This window comes from Leclercia sp. UBA2479, assembly GCF_002341985.1.
Lineage (GTDB): Bacteria > Pseudomonadota > Gammaproteobacteria > Enterobacterales > Enterobacteriaceae > Enterobacter > Enterobacter pneumoniae.
The window spans coordinates 239,699-262,192 of record NZ_DDPB01000006.1 but is presented as its reverse complement, the minus strand read 5'-3'; the positions used below and the strand labels follow the sequence as shown (position 1 = coordinate 262,192).

At 54.9% G+C, this 22,494-nt stretch carries 22 protein-coding genes, 1 tRNA gene and 1 pseudogene; 8 read left to right on the top strand and 16 right to left on the bottom strand.

The annotated features are described in order from the left end of the window. Nucleotides 1-990: 990 nt before the first annotated feature. From B3B59_RS06155 to rraB, 8 genes are all read right to left on the bottom strand, one after another. Nucleotides 991-1,452 carry a hypothetical protein gene (locus tag B3B59_RS06155; protein ID WP_286808391.1) on the bottom strand — a complete coding sequence of 154 codons (462 nt, stop codon included), beginning with the start codon at nt 1,450-1,452 and terminating at the stop codon, nt 991-993. Then, nucleotides 1,427-2,323, bottom strand: coding sequence for a hypothetical protein (locus tag B3B59_RS06150; protein WP_286808390.1), 897 nt, complete (start codon nt 2,321-2,323; stop codon nt 1,427-1,429). The genes B3B59_RS06155 and B3B59_RS06150 overlap by 26 nt, the downstream gene beginning before the upstream one ends. An 815-nt stretch (nt 2,324-3,138) precedes the next feature. After that, nucleotides 3,139-3,528: a tyrosine-type recombinase/integrase gene (locus tag B3B59_RS20425; protein WP_349676941.1), complete on the bottom strand. Its 390-nt coding sequence runs from the start codon at nt 3,526-3,528 to the stop codon at nt 3,139-3,141. Nucleotides 3,529-3,893: 365 nt separating this feature from the next. Then, nucleotides 3,894-4,028 carry an Arm DNA-binding domain-containing protein gene (locus tag B3B59_RS20420; protein ID WP_349676944.1) on the bottom strand — a complete coding sequence of 45 codons (135 nt, stop codon included), beginning with the start codon at nt 4,026-4,028 and terminating at the stop codon, nt 3,894-3,896. A 275-nt stretch (nt 4,029-4,303) separates the two neighbouring features. Further along, nucleotides 4,304-4,388: transfer RNA gene (locus B3B59_RS06140), tRNA-Leu, on the bottom strand. Nucleotides 4,389-4,496: 108 nt separating this feature from the next. Beyond that, nucleotides 4,497-5,213, bottom strand: coding sequence for a hypothetical protein (locus B3B59_RS06135; RefSeq protein WP_046886439.1), 717 nt, complete (start codon nt 5,211-5,213; stop codon nt 4,497-4,499). Between the two features lie 19 nt (nt 5,214-5,232). After that, the gene (gene miaE, locus B3B59_RS06130; RefSeq protein WP_286808389.1) at nt 5,233-5,991 is read right to left on the bottom strand and encodes a tRNA isopentenyl-2-thiomethyl-A-37 hydroxylase MiaE; all 759 of its coding nucleotides are present in this window, start codon (nt 5,989-5,991) and stop codon (nt 5,233-5,235) included. Between the two features lie 45 nt (nt 5,992-6,036). After that, the gene (gene rraB, locus B3B59_RS06125; protein WP_040077411.1) at nt 6,037-6,462 is read right to left on the bottom strand and encodes a ribonuclease E inhibitor RraB; all 426 of its coding nucleotides are present in this window, start codon (nt 6,460-6,462) and stop codon (nt 6,037-6,039) included. Between the two features lie 98 nt (nt 6,463-6,560). Here rraB and argL point away from each other — a divergent pair, with 98 nt between their 5' ends. Together argL and argF are read left to right on the top strand one after the other, a co-directional pair. Beyond that, a complete protein-coding gene (argL, locus tag B3B59_RS20475; RefSeq protein WP_233803539.1) occupies nt 6,561-6,656 on the top strand; it encodes a putative translational regulatory protein ArgL in 96 nt (31 codons plus the stop codon). After that, complete coding sequence (gene argF / locus B3B59_RS06120) at nt 6,626-7,630, top strand: ornithine carbamoyltransferase (protein WP_286808388.1); 1,005 nt, start codon at nt 6,626-6,628, stop codon at nt 7,628-7,630. The genes argL and argF overlap by 31 nt, the downstream gene beginning before the upstream one ends. A 69-nt stretch (nt 7,631-7,699) precedes the next feature. On the opposite strand, the gene B3B59_RS06115 is transcribed toward argF, so the two are convergent. Continuing rightward, nucleotides 7,700-8,059, bottom strand: a complete 360-nt coding sequence (locus B3B59_RS06115) for a hypothetical protein (protein WP_040077413.1) — start codon at nt 8,057-8,059, stop codon at nt 7,700-7,702. A 285-nt stretch (nt 8,060-8,344) separates the two neighbouring features. On the opposite strand from B3B59_RS06115, the gene B3B59_RS06110 reads away from it, so the two are divergent. Further along, on the top strand, nt 8,345-9,103 hold the full coding sequence (locus tag B3B59_RS06110) for an IclR family transcriptional regulator (RefSeq protein WP_286808387.1): 759 nt from the start codon (nt 8,345-8,347) through the stop codon (nt 9,101-9,103). 4 nt (nt 9,104-9,107) lie between these two features. Here the strand turns inward: B3B59_RS06110 and B3B59_RS06105 are convergent, their stop codons facing one another. The 6 genes and pseudogenes from B3B59_RS06105 to B3B59_RS06080 all read right to left on the bottom strand — a co-directional run. Then, the gene (locus B3B59_RS06105; protein WP_286808386.1) at nt 9,108-10,727 is read right to left on the bottom strand and encodes a glycoside hydrolase family 43 protein; all 1,620 of its coding nucleotides are present in this window, start codon (nt 10,725-10,727) and stop codon (nt 9,108-9,110) included. Nucleotides 10,728-10,739: 12 nt separating this feature from the next. Next, a complete protein-coding gene (locus B3B59_RS06100) occupies nt 10,740-12,119 on the bottom strand; it encodes an MFS transporter (protein ID WP_286808385.1) in 1,380 nt (459 codons plus the stop codon). A gap of 350 nt (nt 12,120-12,469) precedes the next feature. Beyond that, on the bottom strand, nt 12,470-14,437 hold the full coding sequence (locus tag B3B59_RS06095) for a YjhG/YagF family D-xylonate dehydratase (protein WP_286808383.1): 1,968 nt from the start codon (nt 14,435-14,437) through the stop codon (nt 12,470-12,472). Between the two features lie 14 nt (nt 14,438-14,451). Continuing rightward, on the bottom strand, nt 14,452-15,360 hold the full coding sequence (locus tag B3B59_RS06090; RefSeq protein WP_286808382.1) for a dihydrodipicolinate synthase family protein: 909 nt from the start codon (nt 15,358-15,360) through the stop codon (nt 14,452-14,454). Nucleotides 15,361-15,682: 322 nt separating this feature from the next. Further along, on the bottom strand, nt 15,683-16,135 hold the full coding sequence (locus tag B3B59_RS06085; RefSeq protein WP_040077420.1) for a YhcH/YjgK/YiaL family protein: 453 nt from the start codon (nt 16,133-16,135) through the stop codon (nt 15,683-15,685). Nucleotides 16,136-16,281: 146 nt separating this feature from the next. Beyond that, nucleotides 16,282-16,359: pseudogene (locus B3B59_RS06080) on the bottom strand (hypothetical protein); the annotation flags it as partial. On the opposite strand from B3B59_RS06080, the gene pyrL reads away from it, so the two are divergent. From pyrL to gbpA, 5 genes are all read left to right on the top strand, one after another. After that, nucleotides 16,339-16,443: a pyr operon leader peptide gene (gene pyrL, locus B3B59_RS06075; protein WP_072039576.1), complete on the top strand. Its 105-nt coding sequence runs from the start codon at nt 16,339-16,341 to the stop codon at nt 16,441-16,443. The pseudogene B3B59_RS06080 and the gene pyrL sit on opposite strands and share 21 nt — an antisense overlap. Before the next feature lie 34 nt (nt 16,444-16,477). Further along, nucleotides 16,478-17,410 (top strand): aspartate carbamoyltransferase, encoded by a 933-nt coding sequence (gene pyrB / locus B3B59_RS06070; protein WP_046886522.1) that lies wholly within the window; start codon nt 16,478-16,480, stop codon nt 17,408-17,410. 12 nt (nt 17,411-17,422) lie between these two features. Then, a complete protein-coding gene (pyrI, locus tag B3B59_RS06065) occupies nt 17,423-17,884 on the top strand; it encodes an aspartate carbamoyltransferase regulatory subunit (RefSeq protein WP_040077423.1) in 462 nt (153 codons plus the stop codon). Nucleotides 17,885-17,947: 63 nt separating this feature from the next. Next, nucleotides 17,948-18,334, top strand: coding sequence for a 2-iminobutanoate/2-iminopropanoate deaminase (ridA, locus tag B3B59_RS06060; protein WP_040077424.1), 387 nt, complete (start codon nt 17,948-17,950; stop codon nt 18,332-18,334). Nucleotides 18,335-18,516: 182 nt separating this feature from the next. Further along, nucleotides 18,517-19,977 (top strand): N-acetylglucosamine-binding protein GbpA, encoded by a 1,461-nt coding sequence (gene gbpA / locus B3B59_RS06055; RefSeq protein WP_286808381.1) that lies wholly within the window; start codon nt 18,517-18,519, stop codon nt 19,975-19,977. Between the two features lie 36 nt (nt 19,978-20,013). Here the strand turns inward: gbpA and B3B59_RS06050 are convergent, their stop codons facing one another. Beyond that, nucleotides 20,014-22,398, bottom strand: a complete 2,385-nt coding sequence (locus B3B59_RS06050; protein ID WP_286808380.1) for a beta-N-acetylhexosaminidase — start codon at nt 22,396-22,398, stop codon at nt 20,014-20,016. Between the last annotated feature and the right edge of the window lie 96 nt (nt 22,399-22,494).

Sequence of the window (22,494 nt, the reverse complement as noted above, 5' to 3'; positions counted from 1 at the left end):
ACATCGTCGTGATCTACAAAGTTTATCTACTAATGTTGGATGAGTCCAAATGACCCAGACGCAGAAGTTTTGAAATACATCCCTCTTATCAATAATCATGGCAAACCAATTAAGACTTTCTTCCTCTGGTATACCGAATCTTCATGATATGTACTCAACCTGCTCCCCGTGGATTACTACGCGATTTTGTGTTGGTTTACAGAGGAAGGAGGCTGGGCGTAATGGATATTTTTTATGCTGAAGGCCGACGTAAATACGTCCCGATGGATTCTGACAAGATTGCGGATGTTCGGGCATTGATGTTAGAAACGACCGAGTATGTACGTGAGGAGCTCCTAAAAATACATACTTATGCACTCACCCAAATGTACTATGCGCTACCGTATTTCAGGATCGATAAACTTTTTTGAACGAGGTATCGCTAAACTCGAGACGACATCAGTTTACTTCAAACAGTTAGTCGAGATAGGCATGCCCACAGATCAATACTCGTAGACTTTTCTAGCAGACGATTTGTTTACGCCCCTCCGACTTACGACCTGAACCTTAAGGTTCAGAGCGGCAAGCAGCTTAATGGGCTTACCTTGATGAGTCCCCACCGGATGGTTCTCAAACTCTAAAACCGTGGCTTGTTTCATGCACATACTATCTGTAGTTTCACGTTGGGTCAGCTTACATTGCTTGCGAACATTTCTCACTGCCTGAGCCAGAGTTTGGGATATGGTTACGTTCATTTTATCCCCACATGACACATATTTTCAGAATATACACTTTAGGAGATAACTATATGGTCATAAAAGGAGATATCATTCTAGGTCTTGCTAAACCCTATTTTCGTACCCATATATTTATGTATACACGAAAAAGACATTGTTAACGGCCCTGTTTAATATCATGATTAACTACCAAAATCGTAGTTAATAATAAAACAACTATATTTTCATCATCAATACTCAAGTAATCATTAATAAAAATATAAAAAAAATCTTATCAGTCTTCCATTTTCAGGCTTTGTTTAACTACTAAAATCATGCAACTTATCACTTCAACAATGAGATTCAGAGATAGCGATACGGCAAAAAGCTCTGCCGCTGTAAATAACTTATCCTTAGAAGGAATCAACTCATGATTGAGGTAATTTATAAGAGGTAAGTCATAATTTCGGAGGTACGGCAAAAAAATTGTTGCGCCTAAACAGATCACAAGTAATTTCAGATCAGCCTCTAAACATCCCAAGTAACTTGTAAAATCTGAGCGTTTTTGCCCCTTATTGATGACCGCCAGAATACCAAAAATTACAGAGATCCCTGCAGTAATCCCTCCAAGTATTGAGCCAATCACCCCTGCCGATGCCTGCTCAAGTAGGGTATAAACCTGCTTATCGGCTGACGATAACGCTAAGCATAATATGAATAGAGCTATAGCTTTAATCCAGACGCCTAGATTCTTCATTTTTGTATGTGTACCTATTTTGATGTAATGCTATGATTTCTTTAATATCACTCGGTGAGTAGCCATCTAACTGAATTTCTGAAATCTCGCCTTCGATAAGCAGTATCTTGGCCGTTTGATTACTGGATACAGTTGTAGGTTTTGATTTGAGTGTTTTTCGACCTTTAATTAACCAAGAACCACCACCATCTTTTACCCAATCAACAAAAACAGATGCCCAATGAGAACCTTTAAGCTTTAAATTACCATCTGTGTTTTCAAATGTTGTGGTTATAGCGTTTGCATTAGTATCTGCCTCAAGCTTTCGCAAATCGTCAGTTAAGGCCTGCTTGCTACTTCCGAAAATATTCGGAGTAACCAACGTAAAACTCACTTTATCAATAAACTGAAGTCTATGATATTCCGACCAAAAATCTTCCATTTCAAGGCAAAGTTCGATAAACACTCTTAGCCCTAATTGAGCCAAATAGTCGTTGTTGGCAAGATCTTCAAATGCCTTAGCAACTTGATGCGCATCCTTGAATACCGCTGTTTTCTTCTCGACCAATAACACTTGCTCTTCTCTATCCCAGATCCATACGATTGGTGGATAATTGTCTACATCGAACTCGCGAAAATCCTTATCATGTCCTTTAATTTTTTGCTGTTTTGATATGACCCCAGCCATGACGCCTTCAGAGGGTTTGATACTCAGCTTCAAGGTGTAGCTTGTTTTCTTATGCACAGAGGGTGTTGATGATGTCAGATTTAACTTTTGCGCGCTGGATACTATGGCATTTTCAAAATGTGCAATGTCTCTTTGAACAGATCCCTTTGAAAAAAGGTCAGGGTCGCGTGGTCTCATTAGCACACGTAAAGCGAAAAATTGCATAAGAAAACTCCTGTAAATTAATTGATTTTATTATTCCATAAAACCAACGACCTACAAGAGGTTAATTTTTTCCACAACTGTACAAATAAACAGTATCACTGACTGAGATAAAATTCAAACTTTGAATTTTATCTCAGTTTTTAGTATTGCCATCATAACGCAGGGCTGTCTAACGGAGCATTATCCCTCAATTAATCTCTACCTTATCCGCTACCTCCTCCCCCCACATCCATCTCATCCTACGTAGCCAGCGGTACCATCCCTGACTTTCAAATCGGCAAATCTCTTGGCTTCTCACCCCTCAACCTATGATTAGCCGAACCGAACCAGATAGCCAGCCCCACGAGATCTTACGTTCCTTGAATAATGAATTAATCAGCCTGACAACCTTTATAGGCCGCGCTTTCTCATCCAAAACATAGTCAGTACATAAATTTTCACCATCGACCTTCAGCGAGAAAGTCTTCCCGGCGGCTTCCCACCTTTGGGGTCTGCCTCATGGTCGTCAGAACGGAAACCTGCTTTTGTTGATAATTCCCATGCCGCCAGTCATTCCGAGTCATCTAGTATTCTAGCTTTCAGCTCCTCCCGTTGCCGATCATTGCGCTCCTGGAAGCCCATATGGTCGAGTATGCCTCCCGGCAACTTATCAAACTGTACGACACAACATGTTTGAACCGGTGTGTATCCAGATATTATCCGCCCACCACTGCATCATCTCCCTGCTCTCTTCCAAGTGGACGCCGCGAGCACACGCTTGCGCTCCTGATGGCTCATCTGGCGCTCTACAATGCCGTTTGACCACAGTCTCTTCTCTACTGCGCGCTATAGGCCATAGTGCGAAAACCGTGGCCGCAGACATCTTTCTGGGTGTCATAACCCATAACCCTTAGCGATTTGTTAATGGTGTTTTCACTCATTGGCTTGCGGTAGTTATGATCGCCGGGGAACACCAGTTTAGTTCCCGGTCGGCAGTGCTGCCTCACCTCGTGCAGCAGTTCGATGGCCTGATGTGATAGAGGGGCCAAGTGTGGAGATCGCATCTTCGTACCGCGCGCATAGTACTTAACGCCGGGGATCAGTTCGCGCTCGGCGGGAATGGTCCACACGGCGTTACGCAGGTCAATTTCATCCCGATGGGCAAAGCGCAGTTTGCATAAGCCGATAAATAGTAATAGCGCCGGGTGATGGCGAACTTTGGGCATGGCGACCTCGCCAGTTAAATCTGATGCGGGATTATGATCGATAATGCCGTTCTGGACGGCTTAGCGCATCACGCAGGCAGTGAGCTGCTGAAGCCGGGAAGCAACATCCAGTTTACCCGCTTTCTCCACCTCTTTGATGGGTACCAGCAGGTCTTTGACCTTCATTTTGGTGATGTCTCAGCTGCCGTTCGTGGGAAAGTCGTAAAGCTCGAAATAACGCAGCACCCGCCTTTGATCTTCCGCCGACCAGTTCACGTTACCGGTGACCTATTCGCGTGCCACAGACTCAAAGTATGTTCCGGCGTTTTAGCGAGGCGTTCAGCCTTTCGGTGTGCTCTCGGATCGATGCCGGTAATCAGCAGTAATTAGGCCTCTTCACGCATGCGTCTTGCCTGTGAAAGCGTCAAAAGCGAATAAGGGCCTAAAGCGAGCTTTTTCTCTTTGTTTACAGTGCCGTACTTGATGTACCAGCGTTTTGAACCGTTAAGGTTAAACAGCATTATACGGCTTGCCACAAGGCTTGGCGTGGCCTATAGCGCGATCTGTTAGTGCCATTCGGGGCCTCACTATTATCGAACTACGTTTAAGCCCCTAATTCGGCCCTAAATCGCGTGGATGTCAATGGATGAAAAATGACCAACAAGGAAAAACCATAAAATAAATATAGTTATTGCCAAAAAATGAATTATCTTTTATTTACAGACGGATATAGATGAACCTAGACGGAAATGGACACAAAAAAAGCCGCCCTTAAGCGACTTATCTTTGCATCTTTTGGTGCCGAAGGCCGGACTCGAACCGGCACGTATTTCTACGGTTGATTTTGAATCAACTGCGTCTACCGATTTCGCCACTTCGGCACTGAAGGGGATGCGGAAACGTTGTGGATTATACCTGTCACGCGCCGCCATGCAAGCGGCGGCGCGCTAAACCTGCGCTAAGTGTTGAAAAAACCAGCGTAACCGCTGTTAAAGGTCCGACACCGCATAGCGAATCAGCCCGGCGGCGTTCTTCTCTGGCAGCGTCAGCACGTTGTTCCACAGGTCCTGCACCAGCTCGCAGCTTACTTTCTCTTTGCCCACCGCCTTGTTCGGCGCCTGCAGCAGCTCGAAGTCCTGGCCGTATTTCTCTGCCAGCTTCTGCACAATCGGCACCACGTCGGTCTCGGCGCGTTTTACCTCTTCCGGGGTCACGGTGTGCTTGTTCGGGCCGAAGGCGGCACGCATCATGGTGGCATCCGCTTCCATGCGGCGCTGCATCAACTCTTTACTCAGCAGGCGCATCGGGTTCACGCCCCCTTTCACTTCCGGATAGAGGAAGCGGAAGCAGCTATCGTCGCTCACCTTCTGCATGGCGGCGGTCTGCTCCATATTGATCTTCATATACTCCACCACGTTGGCGTCCGGGGCGTTTTGCAGGCGCGCCATCTGCAGATGCAAAATCTGCGGCTGGATGGTGTCGATAATCTGCTGCTCGTTCTTGCCTGCTTTTTGCAGGGCAATCATCTCGTCCTGCACCTTTTTGCGGAACGCCGGGTCTTGCTCTTTAATCACCTGCCACACCGGCATGCTGCCCAGCGCGGTGTCGAGCTGCTGTTCCGTGGTGGGCTGCTGGTCGCGAAAGATCCAGCCCGCTACTACCATGCCCAGCACGACGGCTGCCGCAATACCTAACCCCTTTTTCATTATCCCTTGTCCTTATCAATTAAACCGGCACGCCGCTATGAAAGCGGAACTCGCTATCTGCAGACGTGATAAGCGTAGCCTCGACGTCGCCAAAGTGCTTAATGCGCGGGGTGATGTCTTCGTCACTCACCTGCTGCGCAAGGTGCAGATAGTCCTGATAATGGCGCGCCTCAGAGCGCAGCAAAGACAGGTAAAACTTCTGCAGGTCGTCGTCGAGGAAGGGGGCCAGCGCGGCGAAGCGCTCGCAGGAGCGCGCCTCGATATAGGCCCCACAGATCAATTTGTCGATCAACGTCAGCGGCTCGTGGGTGCGCACGGCTTTCAGCATCCCTTTGGCGTAGCGGCTGGCGGTGATTTTGACGTACGGGATGTTACGCGTGACCATCGCCTCGCGCACCTGCCAGAAATGGTGCAACTCTTCTTTAATTAACAACACCATGCTGTCGATAAGCGCCTGGCCCCAGGGGTCGTCGGTTTTGGGCATCACGCTTTTGCTTATCTGCTTATGCAGGGCGATAAAGTCGGGTTCCGGCCCGTCGCGAAAGGTGAAAGCTTCGTAGGGCTTAAGCCACGCCAGCAGCGCGTCGGCACCGCTTTCATCGGCGACGTATTTTCGCACTAATAACAGCGCGGTCTGGGCGGCCTTCAGTTCGCACACCATATGATCGGTAAGCAACAGCGGCAGGTTGGCCGGGTCGCGGGCTTTGTCTATCCACGCTTGCGGGGTGGGGCACGGGAGGAAGTCTAGAACGGGAGCAAGTATCTGCGGGTAATCCATGTTTGAACCTTGAAAGCGGCAGTGTGCACTGCCGCTAATACGCTATTAGTGACGCACGCCGTCGTCATCTTCGTCGACGTAGTCTTCGTCGTCGCCTTCTTCACCCTCTTCGCCGTTCGGATCTTCGAAGTAGGTGCCCCAGCCGTCGTACTCCACTTCAAAGCGCTCGGCCAGGTCCATCAGCTGTTCTACCTGCGCGTCGATCAGCTCAGCTTTCAGGGCGCCTTCGCTCAGGATATCGCAGCAGATGACGGTGTCGCCCTCTTCCACTTCCAGCTCTTCCGGCTCGGTCACTTCATAACCCAGACGGAACGCCTCCACCGCCAGCTTCTCCAGCGCTTCAAAATCATCCGCAGAGAAATGGTGCTCAATGGTGTACAGCGCATCCGGATCGCTGCCATCTTCCAGCAGCTCTTCAATAATCAGGCGCGTCTCTTCGCGTTGCTCTTCCAGTAGTTCCGGGTTTGCCATGGCTCAATCCTCTTTAAAGTGCGGCAGTACTTCTATTTTCACACACGGATGTGTTTGCCTCCACCTTTCGACGAAAGATTTGTGAAACAGGGTTGCAAATGAATATTCATATAGATAAATTGAATTTTAATTCAATAAGTGGCCTCTGCCATGTGAGGATAAAATGTCTGAACTGTTTAAAAAACACTTCCTGAAATTGCTCGACTTTACCCCTGCCCAGCTTACCGGGCTGCTCGCCCTGGCGGCGCAGCTGAAGTCCGACAAGAAAAAAGGGACTGAAGTACAAAAGCTTACTGGCAAAAACATCGCGCTCATCTTCGAAAAAGACTCAACCCGTACCCGATGCTCTTTCGAAGTTGCCGCTTTTGACCAGGGTGCTCGCGTCACTTATCTCGGCCCAAGCGGCAGCCAGATTGGGCATAAAGAGTCAATTAAAGATACCGCGCGGGTGCTGGGCCGCATGTACGACGGCATTCAGTATCGCGGTCATGGCCAGGAAGTGGTTGAAACCCTGGCGCAGTTTGCCGGCGTGCCGGTGTGGAATGGGCTGACCAATGAGTTCCATCCTACGCAGCTGCTGGCGGACCTGCTGACCATGCAGGAGCACCTGCCGGGCAAGGCGTTTAACGAGATGGTGCTGGTCTATACCGGCGATGCCCGTAATAACATGGGTAACTCGATGCTCGAAGCGGCAGCGCTTACCGGGCTGGATCTGCGCCTGGTCGCGCCACAAGCCTGCTGGCCGGAAGCAAGCCTGATAGCCGAGTGCAGCGCCCTGGCCGAGAAGAACGGCGGTAAGATCACCCTCACCGAAGATGTGGCAGCCGGTGTGAAAGGGGCCGACTTTATCTATACCGACGTCTGGGTGTCGATGGGCGAGCCGAAGGAGAAGTGGGCGGAGCGGATTGCCCTGCTGCGCGGTTATCAGGTGAATAGCCAGATGATGGCGCTGACCGGCAATCCGAACGTCAAGTTCCTGCACTGTCTGCCCGCTTTCCACGATGACCAGACCACCCTGGGCCAGCAGATGGCGAAGGAGTTTGATCTGCACGGCGGCATGGAAGTGACCGATGAGGTCTTTGAATCTCCGGCGAGCATCGTGTTTGACCAGGCGGAAAATCGCATGCACACCATTAAGGCGGTGATGGTCGCCACCCTCGGCAATTAATCTTTTTCGCGATAATAAAAAAAACGCCAGGATAATCCTGGCGTAATGCCTTTAGCCCACTCAACATCCTTATCTTTTTACAATCCGCGTTTTGCCATACGGGCAGGTAGTAAAAATACATTTCGCGGGGGCCACACAGGGCGCCTCCAGAGGCTCGCGATGGCCGGGACAGCTGGACATATTGTGCATGACTCGCCACAGGCTGTGCTGGTATTTGTCTATTTGCAGAATATTGATGTCGCATAACGCGTCATCGATAAACAGGCGGTTGGTTAATACTTTGACCTGATCGCCCGTTTTTATCAGCCGATCGCCACGATACCAGAGTATATATTTGTGATTATGTGGAGTGAGGATTTTGGCGAATAATGTTCCCGTGGCCGGGCTGGCGATCGAACCTAAACAAATCCATATCTTTGAAGACGTCATTAAAATACCTTTTAAACGAATCACGCAATTACACTGAAAAGCCCTACTGTAAGAAAGTGTAAAAGAAGAATGAAACGCTGAGTAATAGACGTTGCCTATCTATGCAATAAAACTGAATAAGTCCAAAGAATGACTTAAGTCAAATTTTTCAGCCTCTTTTTTTTCTCTTTCCGCGCATAACGCTCACACCCTTGCAAACCAGAGCATGAAAGCGCCATTAGATTGATTTTTCAGCGAAAAACAGGTACTTTTTTCGCCTGTTTCCAGCGCGAGTGATGCCTGATTATGCCTATTATTCAATCTGTTGAACGTGCCTTACAGATCCTCGACCTCTTTAACGAGCAGGCCACGGAGCTGAAGATCACTGACATCAGCAAACAGATGGGGCTGAGTAAAAGCACGCTTCACTCGCTGCTCAAAACCCTGCAACTGCATGGCTATATCGATCAGAACCCGGAGAACGGTAAATATCGCCCCGGCATGAAGCTGGTCGAGCGCGGTCATTTTGTAGTGAGCACCATCGACATCCGCCAGAAGGCGAAAAGCTGGCTGCAGGCGTTGTCCGATCGCACCGGGCAGACCACCCACCTGGGGATTCTGGACGGGTGCGAAGGGGTCTATATCGAGAAGATTGAAGGCAAACTCGCGGCCATCGCCTATTCGCGTATTGGCCGTCGCCTGCCGGTGCATGCCACCGCCATCGGGAAAGTGTTGATTGCCTGGCTCGGCGAGGCGGAGCTGAATGCCCTGCTGGAGGGGTACGACTACGCAACCTTTACCCCGGCGACCCTTGCCAGCCGCGAGGCGCTACTGGCGGCGCTGGCCGAAACCCGTGCGCAGGGTTACGCCCTGGACAGCGAAGAGAATGAACAGGGGGTGCGCTGCGTGTCGGTGCCGGTGCGCAACCATGAATCGCGAGTGATTGCCGCGCTAAGCCTCTCAACCCTCACCTCCAGGGTGGACGACGCGGAGCTGGCCCGCTTCCGCGAGCAACTGCAGGAGGCCGGGCAGCAGCTGTCACGTGCCCTCGGCTGCCCGGCCTGAGGCGTTACGCCTCTTCTGGCGTGTAGCTAAAATAGTCGAAATCAGCGTGGCAACCGTCACCGCTGATATCCTCGCAGTGCAGCCCGACAAAGGCCCCGGTAAAGAAGCCGCGCCCGCCAATATAGTCATCTGACAACTTCCACGCCTCGAAAGTGATGGGCACGCTGTGCCAGGTTTCACCGTCGAAGGAGTAGCTGTAGTGATACTCAAGACGATCAACCTCCACCCGCAGCCAGATGCTTTGTGCGTCGTCCGGCACCGGGATGGGCTGCTCATGCAGCGGCCAGAGCGGCTGGTTCTGATCGAGCTGAATGACTTTCAGGGTGCGCCCCTGCCCCTCCTCATAATCGACAAAGCAGTAGCTCCAGTTTTTGCTGTTGTAGTAGCAGGTGAGCCCGGCGCTCTGCTGGAAGTGGCGCGGCGAAAATTCCATGCGCGTCTCGGCCGTAAAGGTGAAATGCTGCCAGCGGCGTGCGACGGTAGATTGCACAAAGGTCGAGTTCAGGGAGTCGTTGCCGTACAGACGCAGCCAGCCCGCGCGGGCGCTCAGGGAGCCGAGCGAGGCATCGAACGGGATGCGCAGGGTCTGCAGTTCCGGGTCGAGGGTCGCGTGGTCAAAGTCATCCCGCCAGGTAGCGGACGCGGCCACGTTGCTCTCTGCCATCTGCGGCCCCGGCACGCTGAGCTGCGCGTGTTTCCCCCCTTCCACGTATGGCCAGCCGTCGCGCCATGCGATGCGGGCGATGCCCGTCTCGCGCCCCAGCGAGCAGTAGCCGCGCCCGCCGCTTGCCAGCAGCGGGATGCCCGGCCTGCGCTGCGGGCGACTGGTGAGATAGGCCATAAACCACTCTCCGGTGTGGGTCTGGAGCAGCGAGCCGTGGCCGCTCTTTTGCAGCGGATTCTCCGGCAGGTGCCAGCTGGTCATCATCGAGACCTCCGGGTGCAGTTCGTAGGGCCCCTCCAGCGTGCGGGAACGCAGCACCACCACCGCGTGCTCGTAGCTGGTGCCCCCCTCCGCCACCAGCAGATAGTACCAGCCCTCTTTACGATAAAGGTGCGCCCCCTCGGTGTAGCCCAGCGGCGTGCCGGTGAAGAGCGTTTTACGCTCCGGCGACAGGGTGTGGGTCTCGGGGAAGTACTCCTGCATCACGATGGTGTTATGCGGATTACTGTGGTGGCGCGGCCCCCAGGGGCGATAGAGGTAATATTTGCGTCCATCGTCGTCATGGAACAGGGACGGATCAAAGCCGCCGTTGCCCATCGGGATCGGCTCGCTCCACGGCCCCTCGACGGAGGGGGCGGTGACGAGGAAGTTGCGCCCGTTTTTCCAGGGTGAATCGACAATTTTAACGTCGGTGTAGAGCAGCCAGAACTGCCCGTCGGCGTAGCTCAGGCACGGCGCCCAGATCCCGCCGGAGTCCGGGTTACCTTTCATGTCCAGCAGCGACACGCGGTCCAGTGGGGTGCTCGCCAGCCGCCAGTTTTTCAAATCCCGGGAGTGGTAGATGCGCACGCCAGGGAACCACTCGAAGGTAGAGGTGGCGATGTAGTAATCCTCGCCCTGCCGGCAGAGCGACGGATCCGGGTTAAAGCCGGTAAGAATCGGGTTGGTAATGGTGTACATGGTGCCTCCTGCTTAATGCGATGCTGCGGTGGTGGCCGCCGGAAGATCGTCGCCTCTGGCCGCCCGGTGCTTGATCAGCTGCTGGCTGATATCCTCCACGCGCGCGTCCGTGAGCTTGTAAAAAGAGAGCATGATGAACATGCCCACGTAGAGAATGACCGGCACCACGCAGAACAGGATTTTGATGGTGGAGAGCACTTCCACCGGCTGCACGCTGCTGCTGGCGGAGTAGTTCACCCAGGCCAGTATCCAGCCTACCAGCGCGCCGCCAATGGCCAGGCCAATCTTCAGGGCGAAGAGATAGGTCGAGAACACCAGCCCATCCAGACGGCGGCCGCTGCGGCTCTCTTCGTAATCCACCACGTCAGAGGCCATCAGCCACTGCAGCGGCGTGGTGGTGTTAAAGACAAACAGGAACAGGATATTCAGGGCGAAGATCAGCGCGATATGCTCGGCTGGCGTGAAGAAAATCAGCAGGCTAATCAGGGAGTAGGCCACGATGATCCATTTGAAGGCTTTAACGCGATCGAAGCGGCCCAGCAGCCGGGATGAGCAGAGCGAGCCAAACATAGTGGCGATGCTGCCGTACAGCAGAAACTGGGTCGCCATCTCCGGATGGTCCATCACGTATTTCACGAAGTAGAGCGTGGCCCCGCCGCGCACCACGTTGGAACAGGTCGCCATCATTTTAAAGGCACACATAATGCGCCACTGGCTGTTGCCCAGCAGCAACTTAAGATCTTTCGAGACCGACGCCCCCGGCTGCACCTCAAAGGTGTAACGCTCTTTAGTGGTAAAGAAGCAGACGTAGAGCAGCACCACGCCGCAGAGCCCCAGCACGCACATGGCGCCGAAGTAGCCGAGCTGTTCGTCACCGCGGCCGATGATCCCCACCAGCGGCAGCGCGATACCGCTGATCGCCAGCGATCCCGCCGCCGCCAGGAAGAAGCGCCACGACTGCAGGGCATGGCGCTCTTTCGGATCGGCGGTAATCACCCCCGGCATGGCGCAATAGGGCACGTTAACGAAGGTGTAGACCAGCGTCAGCAGGATGTAGGTAACGCAGGCGTAGATGATTTTGCCATTGGCCGAAAACTCGGGCGTGTAGAAGGTGAGCATGCAGACCAGGCCAAAGGGGATCGCCCCCCACAGCAGAAACGGGCGGAACTGGCCGTGGCGCGTGCGGGTGCGGTCCACCAGCAGCCCCATCAGCGGGTCGGTCACGGCATCCAGCACGCGAGAGACTAAAAACAGCGTGCCCATTATTCCCGCCGAGAGGCCAAACACGTCGGTATAGAAATAGGCCAGCAGGAACATGGTGGCCTGCCAGACGAAACCACAGGCGGTGTCACCCAGCCCGTAGCCAATTTTATCTTTCATGGTTAACTGCATCTTTACCCCCAACGCAAAGTGGAACGGTACCGACGTCAGGGACCTGAGCCAGGGAAAAAGCGCCCCGGCGCATCGACAGGAATACACCCTTTGGTCATCTGATTAATTACAAACTCGTGTTAATAAAGTGTAATAAGGGGCTTATTTTTCCGGCAATGGTCATTTCTGGTTTATGAATTATGATATTTTGCTTTTGTGATTCCGGTCGTTATCAGCGCACCAGGTAGAATATTTTTATCTTATATTTTAGTAAGTTATTAAATTCTTCTTGCGTTAATCTAAATATATTTCAGACAGCAAAAAGCCGTCCGCGAATTTCTCTTCGCAGACAGCGTTTTTTATTTCAGAACCTAAAGTCCGAGCGCTTTTTTACCGGCGTTAATAACCTCGATAATTTTATCTGTGTCGTAAATACACCCTTTCCAGGTGCCACCGCTCACCGACTGCAGTGCCGCCCACAGGCGGGTATCGTCCGGCAGAAAATCGTGGGCGTGCAGTTCCGGATGCGGCGCGCGCAGGGCCAGCACCGCCGCCCCCTGCGCCGGGGTAAGGGGTTCGTCCAGCGTGCCGATAAAGTTCACGCTTCCGGTCAGGCGAAGGCGATCGACCTCGATGGCGATGATGTCGTTATCGCGCAGCTTGCCAATCGGCCCGCCCGCCAGCGCCTCGGGGGCCACGTGGCCGAAACAGGCCCCGGTTGAAACGCCCGAGAAGCGGGCATCGGTGATCAGCGAGACCGTCTTACCCCAGGAGACATGCTTCAGCGCCGAGGTGAGCTGGTAGGTCTCTTCCATCCCGGTCCCGGAAGGGCCGCCGCCTATCACCACCATGATGTCGCCCTCGGCAATCTCGCCGTTTTTAATCGCTTTAATGGCCCGCGCTTCCGAGACAAACACCCGCGCCCGTCCGGTATGGCGATAAACACCGTCTTCCCCGACCACAGAGGGATCGATGGCCGTGGCTTTGATTACCGAGCCATCCGGGGCGATGTTGCCCACCGGGAAAGCCACCGTAGAGGTGAGGCCGCGCGCTTTGGCACGCGCCGGGGGCAGGATCACGTCATCCGGATCCACGCCGTCTTCCTCACGCAGGCACTGGCGGAAGCGCGCCCGGCGCTCGGAGGCCTGCCACCAGTCAAGGTTTTCACCCACCGTCTGGCCGGTGACCGTCATCGCATCTTCATGCAGCAGGCCCAGCGCGCGCAGGTGGAGCATCACCTCCGGTACGCCCCCGGCAAGAAACGCTCGCACCGTGGGGTGATAATCGGGGCCGTTCGGCAGCACGCTCACCAGCCGCGGGACGTTACGGTTGATGCGCGTCCAGTGTTCCACATCCGGAATGGTGCAGCCCGCCGCGTGGGCGATAGCCGGAATGTGCAGCAGCAGGTTGGTGGAGCCGCCAAAGGCCGCGTGGATCACCATCGCGTTCTCGATAGCTTTATCCGTCAAAATGTCGCGGGTGGTGATGCCGCGGGTATCCAGCTCGCTCACCGCCCTGGCAGACTGGCGCGATATCTCCAGCCAGACGGCCTGGCCAGAGGGGGACAGCGCCGAATGGGGCAGCGCCAGCCCTAAGGCCTCGGCCACCACCTGCGAGGTGCCTGCGGTGCCAAGAAACTGACACCCGCCCCCCGGTGACGCGCATGCGCGGCAGCCCAGCTCGGCGGCCTCCTGCAGCGACAGCTCGTGGTTGGCATAGCGCGCGCCGATGGTCTGAACCTTACCGGCATCTTCCCCGTGCGTCGGCGGCAGCGTGGCCCCGCCCGGCACCAGAATGGTGGGCAGATCGTGCATAGAGGCCAGCGCAATCATGGTGGCGGGCAGCCCTTTATCACAGGTGGCGACGCCAATCACCGCCCGGCGCGTGGGCAGCGAGCGGATAAGTCGCCGAAAGACGATAGCGGCATCGTTACGGTATGGCAGGGAGTCGAACATGCCGTGGGTGCCCTGCGAGCGGCCATCGCAGGGGTCGCTGACAAAGGCGGCAAACGGAATGCCACCGTTACGGGTGATCTCTTTCGCCGCCGCCTGCATTTGCAGGCCGATCTCCCAGTGGCCGGTGTGGTAGCCCAGCGCCACCGGACGTCCGTCGCCCGCGCGGATCCCCCCCTGGGTGCCGATGATCAGCACCTCTTTGCCGGTCAGCTTGTTGGCATCCCACCCCATCCCGGCGTTTTGCGTCATGCCGAACAGGTTACCGCTGGGTGATTCCATCAGCATTTGCGGGGTAAGCGGTAGCGCCCCCTGCGGCCCGGCGGCGTGGGTTTTCACCGAGTAGAAGGCGTGATCCTGCGGCGTAAAAATCGTTTCAATCGACATCGTGACCGTCCGGCTCAGCAGAGTTTGAGCTGTTGTAGCAGCGATTTCAGCTGCGCTTTGCTCGCCTCATCCAGCGGCCCGGCAGGCGGCAGCACGTAAGTTGATACCGGGCGACCACAGAGGGAGATGGCCTCTTTGATCACGTTCACGAACGGCGTATCCAACTGATACATCTGCGGGATTTGCAGCATGGTCTGGTGGTACTGCGCCGCCCGGGCCAGATCGCCGTCGCGGAAGGCCTGCAGCAGGTTGACCGACACCTGCGGGGCAAAGTTACCGCTGGCCGAAATGGCGCCATCGCCCCCGAGCAGCAGGGTATTGAACAGATGGTCATCGTAGCCGCAGAGCACCACAAAGTGCGGATGGGCCGCCTTCACGGTAAGGATCATGCTGCGCAGATGGGCCACGGAGTCGATAGTGTCTTTGATCCCCACGATATTGCTGCGCGAGTCCACCAGGGTTTTCACCAGCGCCGGGGTGAGATCCTGCCCGGTCAGGGCCGGGAAGTTGTAGAGTATCACCGGCAGGGTGACGCTGTCCGCCACCTGCTGGAAGTAGCGAATCAGGTTGGCTTCTGACACTTTCCAGTAATAGGGATTGATGACCACAATCCCGTCCGCCCCTGCCTGCTGGGCATGCTGACTCAGCTCAAGGGTTTCGCGGGCGTTGGTGCCTCCGGTGCCAATCAGTACCGGTACGCGGCCGTTCACATGCGCAATGGCAAACTCGGCGATCGCTTTGCGCTCGTTGGTATTGAGCTGGGTAAACTCCCCGCCGCTGCCGAGGAAAAACAGGCCATCCACCCCGGCGTTGATCATGTCGTCGACCAGCGCGGCGGTGCCCGCTTTATCGAGCATGCCGTCCGGGGTGAAAAGGGTGGAGACAGGCGGAATAATTCCCGAAAACTGCGCGGTCTGCTGCATGGGATCTCCTTGCTTAATCGTTTTGTTCTACATTATAGAACAGCGTTCGTTTATTTAACGATCATACTATGACGCAGAAAAAGCGCAGGACAATGGGAGGAGATGAGGGAGTGCGGGAAATTTAAGCTGGATCACATTCTACAGGGTGCGGTCTGGTGCCCTCACCCTAACCCTCTCCCACAGGGAGAGGGAACTTTTACACCTTCTGCTTCGGGGTGAGGGAACTTTTAAACCCTCTCCCCAAAAGGGCGAGGAAGAAAAGGCGGCCCGGTACAATCCCCTCTCCCCTCTGGGGAGAGGGTTAGGGTGAGGGGTAAGAGAATTACCCCACCAGCATCTTCACAACCACCTTACGCACCTGCCCCGGCGCGCCCACCGCGCAAAGCGGCTTGTGCACTTCACCAGGGTAGAAGACCACAAAATCCCCTTCGTTCAGGACTACCGTCTTCTCTTGCTCCCCTTCCGGCAGGAAAGCGATATCTTTGTCCGCCAGCCAGTCGGTATCCGGCGTGCCGTTTGGCAGGGTGCTGAAGGTCATCCCCTCCTGGCCTTTCAGGACAATCTGGATATCCAGATAACGGGCATGATACTCCGCGCGGCGCTCAGCAAAGGGCTGGGTCATATCTTCCGAGACCAGGAAGAACAGACGGTTGCCGTCGATATCATGTTTACCGGTCGGGGTCGCCTCGGTAACGTGCGTTTTTACGTGCTCAATCGCCTGACGCAGTTCCGCAGGCAGCCAGCTCTGGAGGTTATGAATATTGCCAACGATCATGGTTGAATCCTCAATATAAAACACCGTTTCATTTTAAACTTTTATACGAGAAATTTGGCTGCCATACCACTACTTTTTGGCCGGGATTTGCCGCAGCGCATAACCATGCAATGCAAACCGTTTGCTTTGCTTAAAGCGTGAATTTATCGCTTGATCCCACCTTCAGGCTGCGTATAATGCCCCACAATTTGCCGGGAGGAAGCATGGTTCAGTGTGTACGACATAATGTCTTACCGCGTCTCAAAACAGACGCTGGCCTGCCGTTTTTCTTCCCGCAGCTATCCCTATTCCCAGAGCCCCTCATTTGAGGGGCTTTTTTTTGCCCGGCGTCAGGAGATAAACATGAATCCGCTTTATCAAAAACACATCATTTCCATAAACGACCTTAACCGCGAAGAGCTGGAGCTGGTGCTGGAAACCGCGGCAAAACTGAAAGCCAACCCGCAGCCGGAGCTGTTAAAGCACAAGGTCATCGCCAGCTGCTTCTTCGAGGCCTCCACCCGTACGCGCCTGTCGTTCGAGACCTCAATCCACCGCCTGGGTGCCAGCGTAGTGGGCTTCTCCGACAGCAGTAATACTTCGCTGGGCAAAAAGGGCGAAACCCTCGCCGATACCATCTCGGTCATTAGCACCTACGTGGACGCCATCGTTATGCGCCACCCGCAGGAGGGGGCCGCGCGCCTGGCAACCGAGTTTTCTGGCGGTATTCCGGTGCTGAACGCCGGTGACGGGGCTAACCAGCACCCCACCCAGACCCTGCTGGATCTCTTCACCATCCAGGAGACCCAGGGGCGGCTGGAAAATCTGAACATCGCCATGGTCGGCGACCTGAAGTATGGCCGCACCGTCCACTCTCTCACCCAGGCGCTGGCGAAGTTTACCGGCAACCGCTTCTACTTTATCGCCCCGGACGCGCTGGCGATGCCGCAGTACATTCTGGATATGCTCGACGAGAAAGGCATTAAGTGGAGCCTGCACGCCAGCATCGAAGAGGTAATGGGCGAAGTGGATATTCTCTATATGACCCGCGTGCAGAAAGAGCGCCTGGATCCCTCCGAATACGCCAACGTGAAAGCGCAATTCGTTCTGCGCGCCAGCGACCTGGAGGGCGCACGCGCCAACATGAAAGTGCTGCACCCGCTGCCGCGCATTGATGAGATCACCACCGACGTCGATAAAACGCCGCACGCCTGGTACTTCCAGCAGGCCGGCAACGGCATCTTTGCCCGCCAGGCGTTACTGGCACTGGTTCTGAATCGCGATTTAGCTCTGTAAGGGGAGACGACCATGACACACGATAACAAACTCCAGGTTGAAGCCATCAAGCGTGGCACCGTGATTGACCACATCCCCGCGCAGGTGGGCTTTAAGCTGCTGACCCTGTTCAAGCTGACCGAAACCGACCAGCGCATCACCATCGGTTTGAACCTGCCGTCCGGTGAGATGGGGCGTAAAGATTTGATTAAAATCGAGAACACCTTCCTCACCGACGAGCAGGTTAACCAGCTCTCGCTGTATGCGCCAGACGCCACAGTGAACCGTATCGACGACTACGAAGTGGTGGGCAAATCTCGTCCGAGCCTGCCAGAGCGTATCGAGAGCGTACTGGTCTGCCCGAACAGCAACTGCATTAGCCACGCGGAGCCGGTTAACTCCAGCTTTGCGGTAAAAAAACGCGCCAACGATATCGCGCTGAAGTGCAAATATTGCGAAAAAGAGTTTTCCCATACGGTGGTGCTGGCCGGTTAATCCGCAATGACGTGTATAATGGCCGGGAATCCGTTTTTATCACGCTGTTATTCAGGAGAAAACATGACCAAAGTACTCGCGACGGAAAATGCACCAGCCGCTATCGGCCCGTATGTTCAGGGCGTTGATCTGGGCAGCATGATCATCACCTCAGGCCAGATCCCGGTGAACCCGAAAAATGGCGAAGTGCCGGAAGACGTGGCCGCGCAGGCGCGCCAGTCGCTGGAAAACGTGAAAGCGATTGTTGAATCCGCAGGCCTGAAAGTGGGCGATATCGTGAAAACGACCGTTTTCGTTAAAGATCTCAACGATTTCGCTACCGTTAACGCCACCTATGAAGCCTTCTTCACCGAACACAATGCGACCTTCCCGGCGCGCTCTTGTGTAGAAGTGGCCCGTCTGCCGAAAGACGTGAAGATCGAGATCGAAGCGATCGCCGTACGCCGCTAACGCTTGTTTTTTAATATTAAGGCAGCCCAGGCTGCCTTTTTTTATTTCCCCGATACACAGCCGAAAATAGCCTTCAAGTTTTTTCACTATTATTTTTCGTCCCGCCATTCCATGACTTCATTTTTATTCCGCGCAACACTAACTGCGCCCAAAAGCATTACTCTCTTTTAATGGAATAATAAATGAAACTGTCTAAAATTGCGTTGGCACTTGCCACACTCACGGTTGCTTCATCGGCTTTAGCTCACGGTTATGTCCAGTCTCCGGCCAGTCGTGCTTATATGTGCAAACTGGGTCAGAACGTTGACTGTGGCACCGTACAATATGAACCGCAGAGCGTGGAACGCACCTCCGGCTTCCCGAACGGCGCCCTGCCGCCTGATGGTCAGCTCGCCAGTGCGGGCATCTCCCAGTACTCTCAGCTGGATCGCCAGAGCCTGAACGCCTGGACCAAAACCCCAATGACCGCCGGCGCGCATACCTTTACCTGGTATCACACCGCCCCGCATAAAACCACCAACTGGCGTTATTACATCACCAAACAAAACTGGGATCCAAATAAGCCACTGACCCGCGCGCAATTTGAATCCACGCCATTCTGTACCGTTAATGGAAATGGCCAGGCGCCAGCCGTTACCCAGAATATGAATTGTAATGTTCCGGAACGTACGGGTTACCAGGTTATTTACGCGGTATGGGAAATTGCCGATACCACAAATAGCTTCTATCAGGCTATCGACGTTGATTTCGGTAATGGCGGCAGCCAGACGCCGGACGAAACCCCGGCGGTCGTGTCTGAATGGGCAAAAATCCTCAACGGCCAAATTTCCGGTAATAACCTGAACGCTGGCGATAAAGTGATTGCCCGCTTCTTCGATGCCAACGGTGAAGTGGTCTCCATGCGCACCGAAATGACCATCTCCTCTGACGCTCAGGGCGATGCTAACCAGTGGTCTTACGACCTGGCGCAGAAAATCAACGCCGAGCAGAACGATGTCCGCGTGGGGATGAAAGATGAAGGCGGCGATGTGAACCCGGTTCACGGCGCAAACAGCGTGTACGTGAGAGAGGGCAGCGCCCTGCGATCCGTAGCCATCTCTTATGAAGAGCAGCAGGCTCAGGTGGACGAAAACATTGCCGTGAGCAATGTCCAGTACAGCAAAATCGTTAACGGCAACGCGACCGTCTCCTTCCACGTTAACACCCAGGGTGATGTGAATCTGGAAGCGCACGTGATGAACCATCAGGGCGCGGAGAAAGGCTATCTGAAGCAGGATATGAACAACGCCAATCAGGATGTCACCATGAACCTGACTAACGTGACGGCTGGCCACCACATGCTGAAATACTACGCGACCAATAAAGACGGCACCCTGTTTGCGCAGGACGTTGTCAACATGATGCTGGAAGAGGATTCAGCCAGCACCGATACCGGTACTGCGGGCCAGTATGACTACCGCTTCCCGGAAAACCTGAGCAGCTACACTGCGGGCACCGTTGTTCTGCAGCCGAAAAACGGCAAAACCTACCAGTGCAAACCGTTCCCATATAGCGGCTACTGCGTACAGTACAAGAAAGCGGCTAACCAGTATGAACCGGGTGTCGGTTCACACTGGCAGCAGGCCTGGGTGCTGAAAAAATAACACCCCTTCCCTCTCCCACCCGGGAGAGGGATTTTTTTACTGATTGCGCGTCGCGCGCAGCAGTTTTTCCAGCGGATAGACTACCGCGATCACCACCTCATCCTGAATCTGTGCCGCACCATCCAGTTCGCGCTGAATTGAGGCAATCTCGGCATCATCCAGCGTCCCTTGTCGCGCCACCAGATCGGTGAGCCGCAGGCCAATAGACGACAACTTATCCACCTCCTGAATCACCGGCTTCAGCGCTTTTAACTGATAGTTGCTTTCGCTGAGCGCCAGCGCATCGCTGGTGTTGTTCTGCCAGCGGGTAAAGACATGCCGCAGCGCGTCGGCGCTTTCGTTGTCTTCGGCATCGCTCACCAGACGTTCCGCCCACTTGTTCATCTGACGCACGGTATGACTTTCCGCACTCAGGGCATCCGCGTAGCGGTTCAGCGGCTCGAACTGATGGTAGTTGCCTGCCTGGAACTTCAGGTGCTGGCGCGTGTAATACTGCGCGGGCTCCAGCGCCTGGGCGAGAATTTGCAGCGCCACGGTATCGGTGTTATTTGCCAGGCGGATAAACTGCGTCTGCTGCTGGCTATGCTGCTGCAGGCCTGCAGAGACGGTGCTCCAGGTGTCCATCGCCTGCAGGCGGGTGTACATGTTGTCGATGTCCGTCACCTCTTTCGCCGACCATAGCCGCTCCGCCACCGCAAACGCCCGCGGCCAGAGCTTGATATCCAGCACCGGCGCGGCCACGTTCTCGGCCCACAACGCCACTTCGCCCCCCAGCAGGTTCGCCTGTTGCGCGGTATCCGGAACGGCGGGCATGATCCCCTTTGGCACCGCATCCAGGCGGGCACCGGTCACCGGATAGCGTACATTGCCCACGAGGAAGTAGCCGCTGAGTTTATCATCCGTGACGGTGATGACCGGGCGGGTTTCCCCCATCCAGGTATCTACCGTGAAGCTCACCTGATTGTCGGCGCGCCACTCAATGTCGTTTACCGCCCGACGAGATTTACCGTTGAAATCGATAAATCCGCGCCAGCCTTTCTCGCCGGTCACCAGCGTAAAGCTGCCCTCTACCGGCTTGCCTTTCAGACGCGGCATGCTAAATGACCAGCTCTGGGCGCTGTCGTTGTCGGTAATCACATCCACATTATTGAGCCCCTCGGGCACCACTTCGTTGCGGTAGTGATAAGCGGTGCTTTGTGGCTGATCGAGATAAAAACCGGTGGAGAGGATGCCCTTATACCCCTGCTTCGCCACTTCCCCCAGTGCGTCCTGCCCCTGCCAGGACTGGATCAGGATGCTTTTTGGCAGATCCGGGTGGAAGATTTCGTCCCAGCCCACCATCTGGCGCTGATTTTTCTCGAGTATGGTCTCCAGCTTGCGGTTGAAATATGCCTGCAGCGCGTGGCTGTCGGCCAGCTTGTTGTCGCGCATAAACTGCTGGATCCTGGCATTGGCTTTCCACTGGCTGTCGTCCACCTCATCCCCGCCGATGTGCAGATAAGGATCGGGGAAGATCGCCGCCAGTTCGCTGACCATCGCCGCCGCGAAGGTATAAGTCGCCTCATTGGTCGGATCGAGTACCGGCTTCAGCACGCCCCAGTGGCGCTCCATCTCATACGGGCCGGGGGCGCTCATCAGCTCAGGATAGGCCACCGCAATCGCCGAGGCGTGGCCTGGCATGTCTATTTCAGGCACCACGCGGATCCCCCGCGCCGCGGCGTACCTGACCACCTCACGCATCTGCTCCGGGGTATAGAACAGCCCGTCGCTGGCGAGCTGGGTCAGCTTTGGATAACGCTTCGAAGTAAAGCGCCAGCCCTGATCGTCGGTGAGGTGCCAGTGCAGCACGTTAAGTTTCGCCGCCGCCATGCCGTCAATCTGGCGTTTGATCGCCTCCAGCGGAATAAAGTGACGGGCAGAGTCGAGCAGCAGGCCACGCCAGGGGAAGCGCGGCGCATCTTTAATCGAGACCCACGGCAGCGCGGTGTTTTCCGGGCCGTTCTGAATCAGCTGCAACAGGGTTTCCATCGCCCGCAGCGCGCCGAAGCGGGTATTCGCGGTGATAGCCACGCCATTCGCGTTAACGGTCAGTTTGTAACTCTCATCGCTGTCCGGCTTTGGCAGCGCGTCCACCTTGCGGGCAACGGTAATGGTGATGGTCGGCTTATCCGGGTTGGCGGGCTGCGGCTGTAACGTCCAGCCGGTTTGCAGGGCAATGCGATCGCGCAGACGAGTCACGGCATCGCTGAGATCGTCCCCGCTGACCTTGACCGCGACCTGATTGGTCAGCACCAGCGCGCCCTGCGTAGCGGGATGCTCTACCTTTGCCGGCCAGGGCATCAGGGGAAGATCGCCCACCGGGGAGGCAAACGCAGACGCGCCGAGCATAAGCCCGGCGGTTAAGAGGCTGTACCGTAACATGAAAGTTCCTTATTTGACGGGCCAAAAAAAGTAAAACATTTTGTTAACATGCCCATTATTAGGGGTCAAGCTAACAGGATGACGTAGATCACAGCC